17 protein-coding genes and 1 tRNA gene are annotated in these 16,334 nt (G+C 39.9%); 2 read left to right on the forward strand and 16 right to left on the reverse strand.

Translation table 11 applies throughout. The features are described 5' to 3' along the window. Position 1: 1 nt before the first annotated feature. The 4 genes from N8M95_RS05730 to N8M95_RS05745 all read right to left on the reverse strand — a co-directional run bounded on the left by N8M95_RS05730 (position 2) and on the right by N8M95_RS05745 (position 5,555). Positions 2–1,069, reverse strand: a complete 1,068-nt coding sequence (locus tag N8M95_RS05730) for an ABC transporter ATP-binding protein (RefSeq protein ID WP_000159550.1) — start codon at positions 1,067–1,069, stop codon at positions 2–4. A gap of 8 nt (positions 1,070–1,077) precedes the next feature. Next, positions 1,078–2,004: an oligopeptide ABC transporter permease OppC gene (gene oppC, locus N8M95_RS05735; RefSeq protein WP_000103691.1), complete on the reverse strand. Its 927-nt coding sequence runs from the start codon at positions 2,002–2,004 to the stop codon at positions 1,078–1,080. Then, positions 2,004–3,500 (reverse strand): ABC transporter permease, encoded by a 1,497-nt coding sequence (locus N8M95_RS05740; RefSeq protein ID WP_020902008.1) that lies wholly within the window; start codon positions 3,498–3,500, stop codon positions 2,004–2,006. Before N8M95_RS05740 ends, oppC begins: the two co-directional genes overlap by 1 nt. A gap of 66 nt (positions 3,501–3,566) precedes the next feature. Then, a complete protein-coding gene (locus tag N8M95_RS05745) occupies positions 3,567–5,555 on the reverse strand; it encodes a peptide ABC transporter substrate-binding protein (protein WP_049486662.1) in 1,989 nt (662 codons plus the stop codon). A 161-nt stretch (positions 5,556–5,716) separates the two neighbouring features. On the opposite strand from N8M95_RS05745, the gene N8M95_RS05750 reads away from it, so the two are divergent. Continuing rightward, positions 5,717–5,787 (forward strand) — tRNA-Cys (locus tag N8M95_RS05750). A 196-nt stretch (positions 5,788–5,983) separates the two neighbouring features. On the opposite strand, the gene N8M95_RS05755 is transcribed toward N8M95_RS05750, so the two are convergent. The 12 genes from N8M95_RS05755 to N8M95_RS05810 form a co-directional block, all read right to left on the reverse strand. Continuing rightward, positions 5,984–7,315, reverse strand: a complete 1,332-nt coding sequence (locus N8M95_RS05755) for a hemolysin family protein (RefSeq protein WP_020903091.1) — start codon at positions 7,313–7,315, stop codon at positions 5,984–5,986. Positions 7,316–7,581: 266 nt separating this feature from the next. Next, positions 7,582–8,406: a DNA-entry nuclease EndA gene (endA, locus tag N8M95_RS05760; protein ID WP_033684748.1), complete on the reverse strand. Its 825-nt coding sequence runs from the start codon at positions 8,404–8,406 to the stop codon at positions 7,582–7,584. A 38-nt stretch (positions 8,407–8,444) separates the two neighbouring features. Beyond that, complete coding sequence (locus N8M95_RS05765; protein WP_033684807.1) at positions 8,445–8,633, reverse strand: DNA-directed RNA polymerase subunit beta; 189 nt, start codon at positions 8,631–8,633, stop codon at positions 8,445–8,447. Continuing rightward, positions 8,626–9,909, reverse strand: a complete 1,284-nt coding sequence (gene murA, locus N8M95_RS05770; RefSeq protein WP_141230260.1) for a UDP-N-acetylglucosamine 1-carboxyvinyltransferase — start codon at positions 9,907–9,909, stop codon at positions 8,626–8,628. The genes N8M95_RS05765 and murA overlap by 8 nt, the downstream gene beginning before the upstream one ends. A gap of 11 nt (positions 9,910–9,920) precedes the next feature. Further along, positions 9,921–10,964 carry an acyltransferase family protein gene (locus tag N8M95_RS05775; protein WP_084861988.1) on the reverse strand — a complete coding sequence of 348 codons (1,044 nt, stop codon included), beginning with the start codon at positions 10,962–10,964 and terminating at the stop codon, positions 9,921–9,923. A gap of 61 nt (positions 10,965–11,025) precedes the next feature. After that, positions 11,026–11,256 carry a DUF1146 family protein gene (locus N8M95_RS05780; RefSeq protein ID WP_261116786.1) on the reverse strand — a complete coding sequence of 77 codons (231 nt, stop codon included), beginning with the start codon at positions 11,254–11,256 and terminating at the stop codon, positions 11,026–11,028. A 57-nt stretch (positions 11,257–11,313) separates the two neighbouring features. Next, positions 11,314–12,351, reverse strand: a complete 1,038-nt coding sequence (locus tag N8M95_RS05785) for a SepM family pheromone-processing serine protease (protein WP_261116787.1) — start codon at positions 12,349–12,351, stop codon at positions 11,314–11,316. Continuing rightward, positions 12,335–12,823 (reverse strand): pantetheine-phosphate adenylyltransferase, encoded by a 489-nt coding sequence (coaD, locus tag N8M95_RS05790; protein WP_261116788.1) that lies wholly within the window; start codon positions 12,821–12,823, stop codon positions 12,335–12,337. The genes N8M95_RS05785 and coaD overlap by 17 nt, the downstream gene beginning before the upstream one ends. Next, positions 12,813–13,352 (reverse strand): 16S rRNA (guanine(966)-N(2))-methyltransferase RsmD, encoded by a 540-nt coding sequence (rsmD, locus tag N8M95_RS05795; RefSeq protein ID WP_261116789.1) that lies wholly within the window; start codon positions 13,350–13,352, stop codon positions 12,813–12,815. The genes coaD and rsmD overlap by 11 nt, the downstream gene beginning before the upstream one ends. Before the next feature lie 64 nt (positions 13,353–13,416). After that, positions 13,417–14,409 (reverse strand): aspartate--ammonia ligase, encoded by a 993-nt coding sequence (gene asnA, locus N8M95_RS05800; protein ID WP_000748003.1) that lies wholly within the window; start codon positions 14,407–14,409, stop codon positions 13,417–13,419. Positions 14,410–14,520: 111 nt separating this feature from the next. Next, positions 14,521–15,204, reverse strand: a complete 684-nt coding sequence (locus tag N8M95_RS05805) for a Bax inhibitor-1/YccA family protein (protein WP_084947343.1) — start codon at positions 15,202–15,204, stop codon at positions 14,521–14,523. Between the two features lie 54 nt (positions 15,205–15,258). Next, a complete protein-coding gene (locus N8M95_RS05810; protein ID WP_084947340.1) occupies positions 15,259–15,999 on the reverse strand; it encodes a TrmH family RNA methyltransferase in 741 nt (246 codons plus the stop codon). Positions 16,000–16,032: 33 nt separating this feature from the next. On the opposite strand from N8M95_RS05810, the gene N8M95_RS05815 reads away from it, so the two are divergent. Next, a complete protein-coding gene (locus N8M95_RS05815; RefSeq protein WP_084947337.1) occupies positions 16,033–16,311 on the forward strand; it encodes an acylphosphatase in 279 nt (92 codons plus the stop codon). The last annotated feature ends 23 nt before the right edge of the window (positions 16,312–16,334 follow it).

Consider the following 16,334-nt stretch of genomic DNA (forward strand, 5'->3'; position numbering starts at 1 on the left):
CCTAGTCAGCCAGATGGGCAAATCCCATTTTTTCACGGATCTTATCATGGAGATTTGCAATCACAGCTGGTTTTTCTACTTTTGGAGCATCCTCATGAAGAAGCCAAGTTTTAGCCCAATGCGTCTCTGATACTGAGAATTGAGGGGCTTTTTGTTCGAAGTCAATCTGCATTGCATAGTCAGAACGCAAGGCAAAAGCATCCCCTTTCAAGTCAGTATAAAGTGATGGAGGTGTTCCTGGGATTGAGTAAAGATCCCCTTTATCATCAGCAAGCTGAGGCAAGCTAGACAAGAGACTCCATGTATATGGATGGCGAGGATCATAGAAGACTTCCTCAACAGTTCCATACTCAACGATTTCTCCTGCATACATAACCGCTACCTTATCCGCAATACTTGCTACCACACCAAGGTCGTGGGTAATAAAGATTGTTGTGAAATGGTACTCGTTTTGCAAGGATTTCAGCAAATCAATAATCTGAGCTTGGATGGTCACATCCAAGGCAGTCGTTGGCTCATCACAGATCAAGACATCAGGTCGGCAGGCAAGGGCAATAGCAATAACGATACGTTGACGCATTCCTCCAGAATATTGGAATGGGTATTCATCAAAACGTCTATCTGCGTCTGGAATCCCAACCTTATTCATGTAGTCAATGGCCAATTCTTTCGCTTCTTTAGCTGTTTTTCCTTGGTGTTTTACAATAACTTCTGTAATCTGACTACCAATTGTTTTAATTGGGTCCAAACTAGTCATTGGATCTTGGAAGATAGTCGCAATCTTAGCGCCACGAATTTGTTCCCAATCCTTGTGAGAAGATAAAGCTGTCAAATCTTGACCACGGTAGTCAATACTACCTTGGGCAATGCGACCGTTTTCTTCAAGCATACCTGTGAATGTCTTTGTCAAAACAGATTTCCCTGATCCTGACTCACCTACCAAGGCTAATACTTCTCCTTCAACTAGTTCAAGGGAAACGCCGCGAATGGCTGTCAATACTTTGTCACGAACGTCAAATTCCACGACAATATCGCGAGCAGTCAAAATTACATTTTTTTCTTTTGTCATTTCTACTCCTATCTATGTGTACGTGGATCACTAGCATCCGCTAAGTTTTGACCAACTACGAAAAGGGATAAGGATACCAAGACAAGAGTTGTCAATGGAATCCAGAACAAGTAAGCATTGGTTGTTACGTTTTGTGAATAATCCGAAATCAAACGACCCAAACTTGGCACGGTAATTGGTAATCCAAGACCGAAGAATGACAAGAAGGCTTCGTATGAGATAAAGCTTGGAAGCATTTGAGTCATGGTTGTCACAATAACAGATACCAATTGAGGCATGATATTTTTGGCAACAATCTTCAAGGTTGGTGTTCCCAGAGTACGTGACGCCAAGTTGTATTCCAAGTCACGATAACGCAAGATTTGCACACGGATCATGAAGGCAATCCCAATCCATGTCGTCACACTCATGGCAAAAATCAGATTCCAGAATCCAGCTCCGATTGAGTAAGTCAAGACAATGACAATCAAAAGAGATGGGATGTTTGAGATGACGTTATAAACTTCCATCATCACGCGGTCAACTGATTTTGAAATTCCCCAAATACCACCGACAAAAACACCGATAACCAAGTTAATTACTGTCGCAATCACAGAAATGAGGATAGAGTTACGAGCTCCGAACCAGACACCGTCAAAAAGAGATTTACCGTTACTGTCTGTACCGAACCAATGCTCAGCATTTGGCTTGATATAACGAGCACTAAAGTCGTTTACCTTGCTGACATCATTGAAATCAAACTTAGAAAACATTGGGTAGATGAAACTCATCAAAATGATAGCTACCAAGATTCCCAACATGACTACAGTTGATTTCTTCTTCATAAATTGTCTAAACACTGAACCCCAGTATGAATAAGCTGGCGCATCAATAGCTTCAGAGGCAAAATCGTCACGTTTTACAAACTGAAATTTTTCTTTATCGATTGTAGACATTATTTGCCTCCTTTCTCAGTCAATTTAATACGTGGGTCAATAATAGTCATCCAAATATCTCCCAAAAGAAGTGAGAAGATAGAAATACATGTAAAGATGAAGACAAGACCTACGACCATAGAGTTATTAGATGCTTTTACAGAGTCAATCAACATTTTACCCATACCTGGGAAAGCGAAGACTGTTTCAGTAAGGGTTGCACCACCGATAACCCCGATAACAGCACCAGGAATTCCTGAAACCAGCGGAACCATGGCATTTTTAAAGATGTGTTTGTTTGAAATTTCTTTTTCAGACAAACCTTTTGCACGAGCAAAACGAACAAAGTCCTGTGATTGCAAGTCAATCATGTAACGACGAATCCAAATAGCTGTACCAGGAGCACCCAATAAACCAAGGATAACTGCTGGTAAAACATACGAACGCCAATCTCCAGCACCCAAGATAGGGAATGAATCTGGAAGACCAATTGATGATCCAATCAAACGAACAATGTAAACCAAGGCAATGGTTGGAAGGGCCATCAAGAAGGTCAAAAACCCTGTTGAGAAGCTATCAATCCAAGTATTCTTGAAGCGAGCCATAGCTGAACCAAGTGGCACGGCAATCGCATAAGAAATCACCAAACCAATCAATCCAACGACTGCAGAGCTAGCAATCATAGAAGGATATTGGTAGTTGCTTTCAGTTGCAGTATATGGGTCATCTTTCCCATAGTTAGCTACTTCACGAGAATCAGCCTGACTAGGCGATTTGTAGGTTCTTGAGTAGATATTAACTGAAGATGTTTTCTTACCAGTTGGGAATTGCACTTCTGATGTCTTAGTTTGACCTTGTCCTTGTGTGATAACTTGAAGCACAGGAGTATTAGCATAAGTTGGATATGAATCACCCAAATTCAAGTTCACAAAGTTTTGGTGAACAAATGGGAACTGACTATTGAAGTACAAGAGGTACTTGTGTTTAGTCCCTGAACCTACCAGAGACCAGCCGATAGCGGGATCATTTTCAAAACGCAAATAACGCTCCAAATTTGGATTTTCTGGGTCCTGAATCTTGTTTGTGTGGTCGATATCAAGCAAGTTTGCATAGAATTTAAACACACGTTCAAAAATTGGAATTTCACGTGTAGCGTAGAATTGGCCACTTTCAGTAAATTCTCCCAGGGTCCAACCATGACCGATTTGTTTGATGTATTTTTCATAGATAGCCTTGTTGGTATCATTGGCTTCAACTGTTACAGAAGCATCCATCTGGCTAGCTTTTTCTTGCAACTCTTTGGTATCGTAGTACTCGATATAGCCCATACGCTCATAAACAGTATTCTCATAGTTATCACGTTTATCAGCAGTTGTCGCAATCTTATTATAGTTGGTATCCTGTTTGAAAATCAATTTTCGAGGAACCATTGTATAGATGATCGTGTAAGTCAAGGTTGTTACTAAGAAGATAGAAACCAATGACCGCAAAACACGCATAAAAATATATTTTTTCATATCATTTCCTTTAAAAATCCCAAAAGAACCTTCTCCTCATGGAGAGAAAGTTCTATTGAAAATTATTTACTTCACATGACTTGCCAATTCTTTTTGAGCTTTCTCGTTTGACTCAGTCTTTTCTTTCAACCATTTTTCACGAGCTTTTTCATACTCTTCTTTGGTGATTGCTTTTTCACCAACTTCAGTGTACTTCAAGTATCCTGAATTTTCACCTTTAAGGCCGGCTACTGAATATGAAGAGCTAAATGGTAGAACTTTTGAAACATATGAAACGGCTGTTTCTTTAGGAGAAGCCATTACTGGAATTGTCAAAGCATTATCAGTCAACCAAGCTTGTGCCACCGCGTATTTTTCATAACGTTTTTGAACATCTTGGTTTTCGCTGTTTGCGTCATCAAGTAATTTTCCATAGTCAGCTAAACCAAGTTTGCTTACTACTGATGCATCTGTGTTTTGGTCAATACCAAGGTAAAGACGAGTGCTTCCTCCCTTAAGGACGAATTGATCCAAGAAAGTAGAAGGATCTTGATAGTCAGGGTTCCATCCTAGCAAGGTATGGATATCCCAGTCTTGCTCTTTAGCTGTTGGAGCGCTAAATGAAATTGGTAAAGCTTCTGCTTGAGTCATTTGTTGTAAGTCTACAACAACATTATCTGAACCCAATACTTTTTCAATTGATTGTTTCAATGATTGAACACGGTTTACAACCGCTGTTGATTCTTGGATAACCAAGGCATCCAAGTGGATTGGGAATTCAACACCTTCAGCTTGTAGGCTTGATTTTGCTTTAGCAAAGATTTCTTTAGCTTTTTCTTCATTGTAAAGGCCATTTTGAGAATCTGCTAGAGACACGTTTGACCAAGTAGAAGAATTTGTCTTAGCCAAGCTATCTTGTACCAATTCACCAAATGTTTTCTTACCAACTTGAAGATTATAAGGTGCAAATGTATTACGGATGGCTACTGCAGCTCCATCAGTACCATTTGTTTGAGCTGAATAAGAATTGCGATCGACAGCAAAGTTCAAGGCTTGACGGAATTCCTTGTTTAGCAATGCTTTCTGAGTAGATGTCTTTTGGGCATCACTTGTTTTGGCAGTGTGGTTATAGGTTGTACGGCCATAGTTCAAGCTGACAGTTGCAACACCCGCTCCTGGTTCATTAAAGTAAATGTTATCTTTAAAGTCAGCTGCATATTTTTCATATGTAGAACTTGTAGGGAAGATACGAGCCTTGCTATATTGACCATCAGCAAAACCTTTGGCAATGACATCTTGGTCCTTACCATCCCAGAAAGTGAACTTAACGTTCTCAATTTTTACATTTTCTTTGTCCCAGTAAGCATCATTTTTAGCCATCTCGATAGATGATTTTGGAGTTACAGATTTTAAGACAAATGGACCGTTATAAAGAATAGAGTTAGCATCGGTTGGGGCACCAAAACCTTCCCCTTTTGAAGTTAAGAATTCTTCATTAACCGGCATCAAAACACCACTAGTGGTCTTGTCATTCCAGAAAGTTTCTGGCTGGTTCAAGGTATATTCTAGTGTTTGATCATCAAGCGCTTTTACTCCAACGGTTGAAAAATCGCTTGTTTCACCCTTGATATAGGGTTCTAATCCCTTAATAGAAGAGCTAACGATTGAAAGTCCTTTTGATTTTCCATCTACGGCATGTTTCAAACCAGTAACGAAGTCTTTAGCAGTTACAGGAGCGTATTCTTCTCCCTCTGCTGTAACCCATTTAGCATCCTTACGGATTTTATAGGTATAAGTCAAACCATCTTTTGAAACTGTCCATGATTCAGCAATAGAAGGAACCAAGTTACCATATTTATCATTAGCCAACAAACCATCTACAGCATTTGTTGTGACGAATGATGTTGAATCGATATTGCTGACGATATAATCCAAGGTTTCTGGATCTGTTTGATAAACATATTGGTAATCTTTTGCTAGTTTAGCATTATTCGAACTAGTGTTTGAACACGCAGCTAGAACTCCTGACGCTAATAAGGTAGCTCCCGCTACAGCAAGCACTTGACTTTTTTTCATTTATTTACTCCTCTTATAAATAAAGTATAGGTTATCATCAATTATATCATAGATTTCAAGAAAAGTAAACGAATTTTCAGAATATTTAGGCTTATTGATACAAAAAATCTGAAAAAGCTATTGACTGAAAATCATTTTCAAGGTATAATAATAAACGTTAAGGCGGTATAGCCAAGTGGTAAGGCACGGCTCTGCAAAAGCTTGATCGTCGGTTCAAATCCGTCTACCGCCTTCTTTAACTTGATTTATCAGGTTTCATTTAAACAGAAAGCCCAATTTAAAGGGCTTTTTTCTTTTTCCTTGAATAAATACGTATAACTTTAAAAAACTTTTGAGGCAAGTTTGGGGCTGAGTTTTTCGAGGACACAATTTCCTTTTGAAATCAACTGAAAAAAGCTTTGTCACGCCTGGTGACAAAAGCCTCTAGTTTACTCTGTTTCTTCTTCTATTTCAACTTCGGTAATTTGGACTTTTACCTTGGTAACACGTCCATTTTTCACCTTATCATTGGTTAGGATAAGTTGTTTGTTTTGGCTGACTAATTCATAACTGAGTCTCTCAGTCGTTGGAATGGTCCCAACTCCTGTCAAATAATAACCAGCGATGGTATCAACGTCATCACTTTCCAGTTCAACATCAAAGTAGTCATTAAAATCATTGAGATTCATGGTACCTTGAACAATATAAGTATCTTCTCCAATTTTATGAACTTCGATTTCAGCCTTATCTGTTTCGTCATCGATTTCCCCAACGATTTCCTCTAAGAGGTCTTCCAGGGTCACCAAACCAGCCATCCCACCGTATTCATCTAGCAAGATTGCCATTTGTCTTTGAGTATTGCGCAGTTCTTTTAATAAGTCATCCACAAAAATAGTTTCAGGAACAAAAAGTGGATCTTGTAAGATTTTCTTCCAAACAATATTGTCAAAACCGTCCACAAAGCCCGCATTAAGGAGACTCTTGGTGTGAATGATTCCAATCACGTTATCCTTGTCTCCATCATAGACAGGGATACGAGAATAATTTTGTTTTAAAATACTTTGGATGATGGTTTGACTATCATCCTGAATATCGACCATAAAGGCATCCGTTCGAGGAACCATGACTTCTCTGGCCATCAGTTCATCTAGTGAAAAAATCCCTTGTAACATCTCAATTTCGTCAGCATCTAGTGTTTCTTCACTATTTGTCAACATGTACTCAATTTCATCACGGGTCATTTTTTCGTCAGCATCGTCAAAGGTCATCGGAGTCAAGCGACTCAAGAGATTGGTAGATGCAGATAAGAGCCAAACAAAGGGACTAACTAGTTTCCCCAGCCCAATGATAACTGGCGCTGTACGAATCGCCAAGGCATCCTTTAGATTAAGAGCGATTCTCTTAGGGTATAATTCCCCAAAAACGATGGAAATATAAGTCAAAAATGCTAAAGATAGAAAACTTGCTACGGCATAAGCTGTTTCGCCATTTCCAAGCCAAGATGCAATTTCTCGTCCCAGAGTTTCTGCCAAACTCGCCCCTGATAAGATTGTAATCAGGGTAATCCCTACTTGAATGGTTGATAAAAAGTGGTTAGGATTTTCTAGTACCTTCAGCAGACGGATATAGCGTCTATCTCCTTCTTCTGCCTTTTGTTCAACCCGCGCACGATTTAGTGACACCATGGCCATTTCTGTGGCTGAGAAAAAGGCATTTAACACCGTCAAGATAAACAATAAAACAAATTGTAGCAACAAATTCTGACTACTTGGGTCTTCCATAGTTCTTCTCCTAAAATAGTATCTTATCCTTTATTATATCACAAAATATAGTCCAGTACATATTATTTTTCCCATACTCTTCGAAAATCTCTTCAAACCACGTCAGCTTTATCTGCAACCTCAAAACTGTGCTTTGAGCAACCTGCGGCTAGCTTCCTAGTTTGCACTTTGATTTTCATTGAGTATCAGTGTCTATTGTAGCCCTGCTTAAACTAGTAAGAAAGAACTCCTATATCCACAAGTGACATAGGAGTTTATGTTATATTTTACTGAGTAACAGTCACTTCTCCAGTTCGGTAATCCAATTGAAGCCCTTTTTGAACATTGGGAACTAGAACATTAAATTCCAACTCTCCGTCTGAAGACTTGGCTTCAATTTGTGAAGCTGAAGGAACCAAATCCTCATTCGAAGCGTAGTAAAGGGTTACACGGTAACGGACACGCTTGTTTTTATCCAAGGCCTTACGTACCATACTTTCATAGTAGTTTTGACCAGTCGAATCCTCGGCTTGCGCCTGATTTGCCCAGGCCGTTTGAACAGCAATGTTTTTAGGATTGCTTGTCGAGGCATCAAAACCATCCAAGCCACCGATTAAGGCATAGCCTAACAAGTGACCTCTATCGACCGCATGGGTATAAGTACCCTTTAGATTCTTAACCTGATGCCAGCCTGGAGGAGTCCATGAAGTCGAACCATTCCCAGTTTCTTCACGATTCTTGTACTGACGAGTAGCCTTAGACAAGAGGGCATTTGCTACGGTTGGCACTGTTTCCTTGCCCACTGTCTTTGTTTTATTATCAGCGTAGGGCTTACTTGAAACCTTGGCATCTAGATTTGTTTTATTACCATTGACGATAAAAGCACCTGAGCCATTCCACTCCAGACTCCCTTTTATTTGACTCTTGACTGCGTCTGTCAAGACACTTTCTGCCAATGATTGACTAGGAGCTTCAGACGCTTGTTTTTTCTGACTAACCTTTGTTTTAGGACTATTAGCTGTCGACTGCATCTGCTTGATATAATAGCTTCCCGCAGATAAAAGCAATAACACTAGTAGTCCGATCAGTGTCTGTCTTGTTTTTTTATCCATTTTTCTCCTTATCTCTAGAAAAAGACTGGTTCTCCAGCCTAATTTCCTGTAAATTTATGAATCAATTCCTGCCATTTTGCTGGAGACAGGATAGCCCATGGATCTTGACCCTTGCCCAAGATTCCATAACCTACCATTAAGCCGACACCTAGGGCTAGAGCACCCAAAAACAGTACCAAAATGACTAGAAGTAAACGCTTGATTACGTAGCTTGATTTCTTATTCATCTTCATCACTTGCCTCAATCCGCTGAATCTTAGCACCTAGCTGCGCCAACTTCTCATGGAAACGGTAGTAACCTCTATCCAAGTGAACCAATTTACCAACTACAGTTTCTCCTTGTGCTACCAAACCTGTCAAAATCAAGGCTGCACTGGCACGAAGGTCAGTTGAAAGAACTTCTGCCCCCTGCAAAGGTTGACCACCAACAATACGAGCTGTATCACGGATAATCTCAGAGTGCAAGCCCATGCGACGCATTTCTTCTAGATGTTGGAAACGATTTTCGAAAACTGTCTCCACCATAGTTGATTCCCCTTTTGCGACGGTCATCAAGGCTGTAAATTGAGCCTGCATATCTGTTGGAAATCCTGGGTGGGGCAAGGTTTTCACATGAACAGCTTTTAAATTTTCTAGTTGAGAGCGAACTCGAATTCCTTCAGTCTCCTCTGTCACTTCCACTCCCATTTCAAGCAACTTGGCAATCAAGGGACGGTTATGCTCCCAGACAGCGTCTTTAATCAAGACATCACCACCAGTCATGGCAGCAGCTACCATAAAGGTTCCTGCTTCGATACGGTCTTGGACTACATTGTGAGTCGTACCATGAAGTTTCTCAACACCGGTAATGGTAATGGTCTCTGTACCAGCACCCTTAACCTTAGCTCCCATTTCATTGAGGAGAATGGCCAGGTCAACAATCTCAGGCTCACGCGCAGCATTTTCAATCACTGTCACCCCATCAGCCAGCGTCGCTGCCATCATCAAGTTCTGCGTAGCACCAACACTGGGGAAGTCCATGTAGATATGAGCTCCATGTAAGCGATCAGCCTTAGCTTCGATATAACCAGCTGTCTGACTAATCTTAGCCCCCATAGCTTCTAGACCTTTCAAATGAAGATCAATAGGACGGCTACCAATCGTACAACCACCTGGCATGGACACCTTAGCATGACCTACACGGGCAAGAATTGGTCCCAAGACAACGATAGATGCACGCATCTTGCTGACATACTTGTAAGGAGCTTCCTCAGTGATATCGCCAGTCGCGTCCACCTCAACAAGATGGGCTTCTTCATTAAAATCAACCTTGGCATTCAAACCACGAACCACCTGATTCATAGTGAACACATCTGACAAGATAGGAACATTCTGCAAGACGGTCTTTCCTTCACTGGCTAGAATAGTCGCTGCCAACAAGGGCAAGACTGCATTCTTTGCTCCTTCGATCGTAACACTTCCTACCAGACGATTATCGCCACCTTGAACCACAATTTTTTCCATACTTATTTCCTTTACTCTTGATTTTGTAATAGACTTACTTTCTTTGTAATTCTATTAACTAATTTATTAATAATCCAAGCTAAAATTAGACTAAGGACCAGCACAAAAAATGTAAATATCACATCATTTATTCTGGATGACACAAGTGTTTTTCCTAGCATAGAAATAACTAATCCATGTATCATATATAATTCAAACGATATACTACCTATTAAAATCAAATATATATTTGAAAAATTTATTTTTTTCAAAAAAACAATAATAAAGTAGATTGTAAAAATAATATTATCTAAATTAGCAGCTAACGCATAACTATAACTATCTTCTAAATGCACATACCTCAACAAAATATCGTATTGATGTGAAATAAAGAGTAACACAGTTACTAAAACAAGTATGATAAAATAATGTCTATCTAAAACTCCATCAATTTTCTCTTTATTTTTAGCCCATATTAAGCCAATTATGAAGGGGAAAACACTATTATACCACCAAAAACCGTAACCTAATTTTATAGCTAAACAAATATAACCAATTATGAATACTGTATTGATAACAATAGAAATAAACTTATTTTTGAAAAACTTAAATGATATATAAAAAAATATATACATTAGAATTATAATATCGACAAACCATCCATTATAAATAATTGTACTTCCTTTTTTAAATAAGTTAGCAAAAAAATCTAAATCCATTAATTGACCGCTTAAAAATCTGTAAAACATATAAATCAAAGATATAGAAAAAAATGGAACTAGAATTTTAGAAAGTCTCTTAACTAAAAAATTATCTAGATAGTTTTTCTTATTTTCGTTCTGAAAATACAATCCATAGGCTGATAAAAAGAAGAAAATAGAAACGATATAAGTTCCCATATAGGAAAAATTAGAAAATTCATCACCAGATGTAACCCATTGTGACAAATGATGAAATATTATTCCTATAGCTAGAAATCCTCTAAGCCCTGATGTAGATTTAACATTTAGATATTCCTTATTTTGAGGTAACAAATAAATTAATAGCGTTATCAACAATAAGATTATAATATCCATGAATTCTATTTCTCCCTATAAGTTTAATAATATCTTGAAAGTAATTTCTTAAACACGCAAATTATAATGATCCTCTAAGCGCTTCTTGCCACAACTGATATAGGCTGATAAAGAAAGAACTCAAGATATAGCCCATTACAATGCTGAAAAAGGCTACTAATAAACGAACTTTTCTTGTATTCTCAGTTGTCACTTTTAAAACCTTTTCCCATCTAACAAGATCCTTTAAAAGGTAAAAACTCACATAAATAAAGAGCATATGACTGCTTAGAGTGAATAATAATTGAACCATTTGACTATTATACCATCTTCTCTGTTTGTGCGCTAGTTTGGAAACTTCACTTAAAAACTAGGGATTGTTTTTCAAGTAATCAATTGCATCTTGTAGGGTTTTAACTGGCACGATTTTCATATCTGTCTTGATTGTTTTAGCTGCTTCCAGAGCTGTTTGGTAGTTGTTTTTCGCATCCGGATGCGCTTTTTGTTCTTCTTCGCTAACAGGGTTATCAGGTGCAAAGAAAATCGCAGCACCTTCTCTAGCTGAAGCTACAACTTTCTTATCAATACCTCCAATGTCCCCCACATTACCATCGCGGTCAATGGTTCCTGTACCGGCAACGATACGGCCGTTACGAAGACCCGGATCAGCTATTTGAGTATAGATAGCCAGACTAAACATGAGACCAGCACTTGGACCACCGATACCAGCTGTTGAAAAACGAATTGGGACATCACTGGTTACTTCTGTACGGTCAATCAAGCCAATTCCAATTCCATTTTTGCCGTTTTCCAAGGTGATAATCTTTCCTTCTGCAGACTTGGTTTGCCCATCCTCTTCATAGGTGACCTTGACGGAGTCCCCTAGTTTTTGAGAATTGACGTAATCAATCAAATCTTTGGAACTGTCAAAGGTCTGATCATTGACTGCTGTGACGGTATCAGAGATGTTGAGAATCCCTTTAAAGGTTGAATTATCCGTCACCGTCAAGACATAGACCCCAAGGTATTTGAGTTCAATATCTTTACCAGCTGTTTTTAGACCTTGATACTTGGCCATATTTTGTGATGTCTGCATGTAGAATTGATTGATCCGCATAAATTCTACATCTGAAGAACCACCTGTAGTCTCCTGGGCACTACGAATATCTGTAAAAGGCGTCAACCAAGCATAAATCATATGAGCTAAAGTAGCATGTTGGACACCAACCGTAACGAATTGATAGGCACCAGCTTCCTTATCTTCTGTGTCATTGACTTTAAGGACTTGGCGAATATCTTCCGAACCACCTGGAACCTCTATATAGTAGGGCAAGGGCACTACAAATGCCAAGAAAGTCGCTATCAAGGCCGCAATGACGTATAAGGGCCATCTAATATTTTTTTTCATTTCTTATTTCCTCCAAAATACTATCAGGAACATAGCAGGCAATATCCTGACCGAACTTCAATAACTCCCTAACACCGGATGAACTGATATAGAGATGTTCCGGTCGGCTATGCAAATAAATGGTCTCTATATCAGGAGACAGCTGATGGTTGTAGTAATCAAAACTGGCTTCATATTGCAAATCCGTTGCATTTCTCAAGCCTCGTACCAGAAAGGTATCCCCCAGTCTTTTTGCGACATCAACCACCAATTCATCATGAGAAGACACAACTTCAACATTTCCCAAATGTTTCACAGCCTTTTCTAACCCCCGTTTACGATTTTCGATAGGGAGAAATCCTTGTTTGTGAGGATTAAAAAAAATACCGACATAGAGCTTATCAAAGAGTTTGCTAGCCCGTTCAATGATATCCAGATGCCCATTTGTCATCGGATCAAATGAGCCTGTGAATAAGCCAATCTTATCTGACATAGACTGTCACCTTACTAATTCCATAAATCTTTTCCTTCCATATGCCCAGGCAGGCAATTTCTTCTGGAAGTTCAACGGCCTTATCCGTCTCACACACGACCATGACATCTTCAGAAAAAAGCTCTTTCTCAGCCATTTTTTCAATATCTGCTACGATTTGTTCCTTGGCATAAGGAGGATCTAAGAAAATGAGGTCAAATTCCCCAGATATCTGTTCCAACGCCCTTTCTGCATCCATCTTGAGGAGTTGAAATTTCCCAACATCCTTGGTCATCTGAATATTTTCAGCCACGATAGCCTGAGCCTTACGGTCTCGCTCCACCAAAACAGCGCTGGACATGCCACGCGACACTGCTTCGATAGATAAACCACCACTACCTGCATAAAGGTCCAAGACGCGCCCCCCTTCAAAGTAGGGACCAATCATGTTAAAAATGGCTCCCCTAACCTTATCCGAAGTGGGCCTTGTCGTCTTGCCTTCTAGTGTCTTGAGGGGGCGTCCCCCATAGATTCCTGATACGATTTTCATACCGTTTATTATACCAAATTATAAGCAAAAAGAGAAAGAAAACCGAACCTTGCGGTTCGATTCTCTACAAAATATTTTCGTAAGTATCGCGGACTTCTTGAGGCCAAACACTTGTTTGCACTTCTCCGATGTGTTTCTTGCGAAGTAGGAACATGGCCATCCGAGATTGTCCAATTCCTCCACCGATTGTCAATGGGAATAGGCCATTCAACAAAGCCTTGTGCCATTCCAATTCTAAACGGTCTTCATCACCTGTAATGGCAACCTGACGGCGAAGCGTTTCTTCATCAACACGAATCCCCATAGAGGACAATTCAAAGGCTCCACCCAGGGATTCATTCCAGACAAGAATATCACCATTTAGACCCTTGTAGCCATTTTCAGACTCACTTGTCCAGTCATCGTAGTCTGGTGCACGTCCATCGTGCGGTTTACCGTCTGGTAATTCACCACCAATACCAATCAAGAAGACAGCACCAAATTCTTTACAGATAGCATTTTCACGTTCTTTCGGAGTCAAGTCTGGGTAGCGTTCTACCAACTCTTCTGTGTGGATAAAAGTGATTTGTTTTGGCAAGATTGATTCGATGTCATAGCGGGCTTCAACAGCTAGCTCAGTAAGACGAATAGCCTTGTAAATCTTCTCCACTGTTTCTTTTAGATAAGCGATGTTACGCTTACCATTTGGGATAACTTTCTCCCAGTCCCACTGGTCAACATAAACAGAGTGGGTCGCATCCAGCGAATCTTCGTCTGGACGAAGGGCCTTCATGTGGACGAAGAGACCTTCACCCTCACCGAAACCAAAACGTGCCAAAGTATGGCGTTTCCATTTAGCAAGAGAGTGCACCACTTCATAAGTAGCATCAGGGATTTGGAGAACCTTGACCGATACGGCATTCTCCACACCCGATAGGTTATCCTGCATCCCGTCTCCAACCCTACTCAAGATAGGACCTTGAACTTCGACAACTTCTAGTTTGTCTTTCAAATACTGGGTAAAAGTGTTTTTGACAAAGGAAATTTCTTCTTGTTGATGAATAAAACTTTTCTTCATAAACTACTCCTCAAAAAATTAATTAAAAGCATTATACACCTATTTCCAAGAAAAGAAAAGAGCAAATACGAAAAAATCAGTGCTCCTTCGAACACTGATGTTAGGGACCTTCTAGTCATTGCGACCGAAGATACGTAGAATACTTAGGAAAAGATTGATAAAGTCAAGATAGATACTGAGAGCCATTGACACAACCCAACCTGTCGCTACACGACCTTGTGATTGTTCATAGGCAAGGCGAATCCTTTGGTTGTCCCAAGCAATCAGCCCAGAGAAGACCAAGACCATGGCTACGCTAATCATATAATCAAAGAAACCGCTAGCCAAGAAAATATTGACTATCATAGCAATAATCAAACCGATGAGAGCTGCCATCATCGCTCGACCAATCCCACTCAAATCTTTCTTAGTGAACATACCGACTGCCGCCATGACAAAAAAGAGAAGGGCACTCGATACAAAGGCAGATAAAACTGTCCCTGGAGTATAGAAGGCCACCACAAAACTAAGGGTAAAGCCGTTTAATACTGAGTAAAGTAAAAATACTGGAAGAGCCGCTGGACTATTCTTTAAGGCCATGCTACTGGCAACAAAGACTAGGGCTAGCTCTGCAAAGGTTGCAATGGTCAACCAGAGACGCCCCTGCATCAAAAAGTAAACCAACTGAGACTGAAAAACTGTCAACATGAGGCCTGATACCAAAGCAGATAGTCCAATCCCCAGACCAACAAAGGCATAGACTTTAGCGTAAAATTGATTGAGACCTGCGCGGTCGTGAATAATAGTGTGATTCATCTTTTCTCCTTTTCTATGAATGTCTTTCCTTGATTATAACAAAGAAAGTTAAAATTAGCTTAAATGGAAAATCAAAATACCAGCTGCAACGGCAACATTCAAACTCTCCGCCTGCCCCTTCATGCTAATATGGACCAACTGGTCTGCACTTTCAGCCATAAGGGGACTAATTCCTTGCCCCTCATTTCCCATGACTAGTACAAAATTTTCTATAGGAGGCAGTTCTCTGTAATCAACAGAATCTTTAGATAGGGTTGTTGCCAGCACTGGGATAGCAACCTCTTTGATTTCCTTAAGAAGCGCTTGACTAGACATCCGGTAAATAGGCAGATGGAAATGACTGCCTTGCATGGAACGTAAGGTCTTGAGACTGTAGATATCTGCCGATTTATCTGAAACAATTACTCCTGTAAAACCTGCTGCATCCGCAGTCCGAATGATAGTTCCCACATTACCAGGATCTTGCACATCTTCCAAAAATAAAAACTTGCCCTGACTCAAGTCAGCTTGTCCTACTTCTTCTTTTTGAACCACCGCGACGATTCCCTGCGGAGTCTGAGAATCCGCCAAATCTAGCAAAATATCCTCTGAAACCCAGACAGTTTGCGGAAACGAGGCTAACTGTTCTCGATAACTTTCTAGGGCAAAGATTTTCTCAATCGTCACTCCAGCTTGGACAGCTTCTTCAAACAAGTGCCAGCCTTCAATCAAATAGGCAGACTTGCGGTATTTTTTTTGGTGTAATTTCTTAGCATTTTTTACCACAGAATTGGCTTTTGAGGTTATAATAGTCATAGAAATATTATAACACAATCAAAGGGGTTTGGTATGCAAAAGGTTAGAATGATCGCCCAAGGTAGGGTGCAGGGAGTCGGCTTTCGTTGGGGTGTTTACAGCTTGGCACTTGAAATTGGTGGCATCACAGGTCGAGTCTGGAATAATGACGACGGCACAGTGGAAATTTTAGCCCAAGCAGACTCATCTACTATCATGGCAAAATTTATCCAAGAAATCCGAAAAGGACCAACACCTTTTTCAAAAATCAGCTACTTAGATGTCAAACTAAGTAACTTTCCTCCTTACCCTGACTTTAAAATCGCAAATTAGGTCTCTAGAACTATTGTATATTT

It is taken from the genome of Streptococcus mitis (assembly GCF_946190325.1).
In the GTDB taxonomy this organism is placed as follows: Bacteria; Bacillota; Bacilli; order Lactobacillales; family Streptococcaceae; genus Streptococcus; species Streptococcus mitis_CF.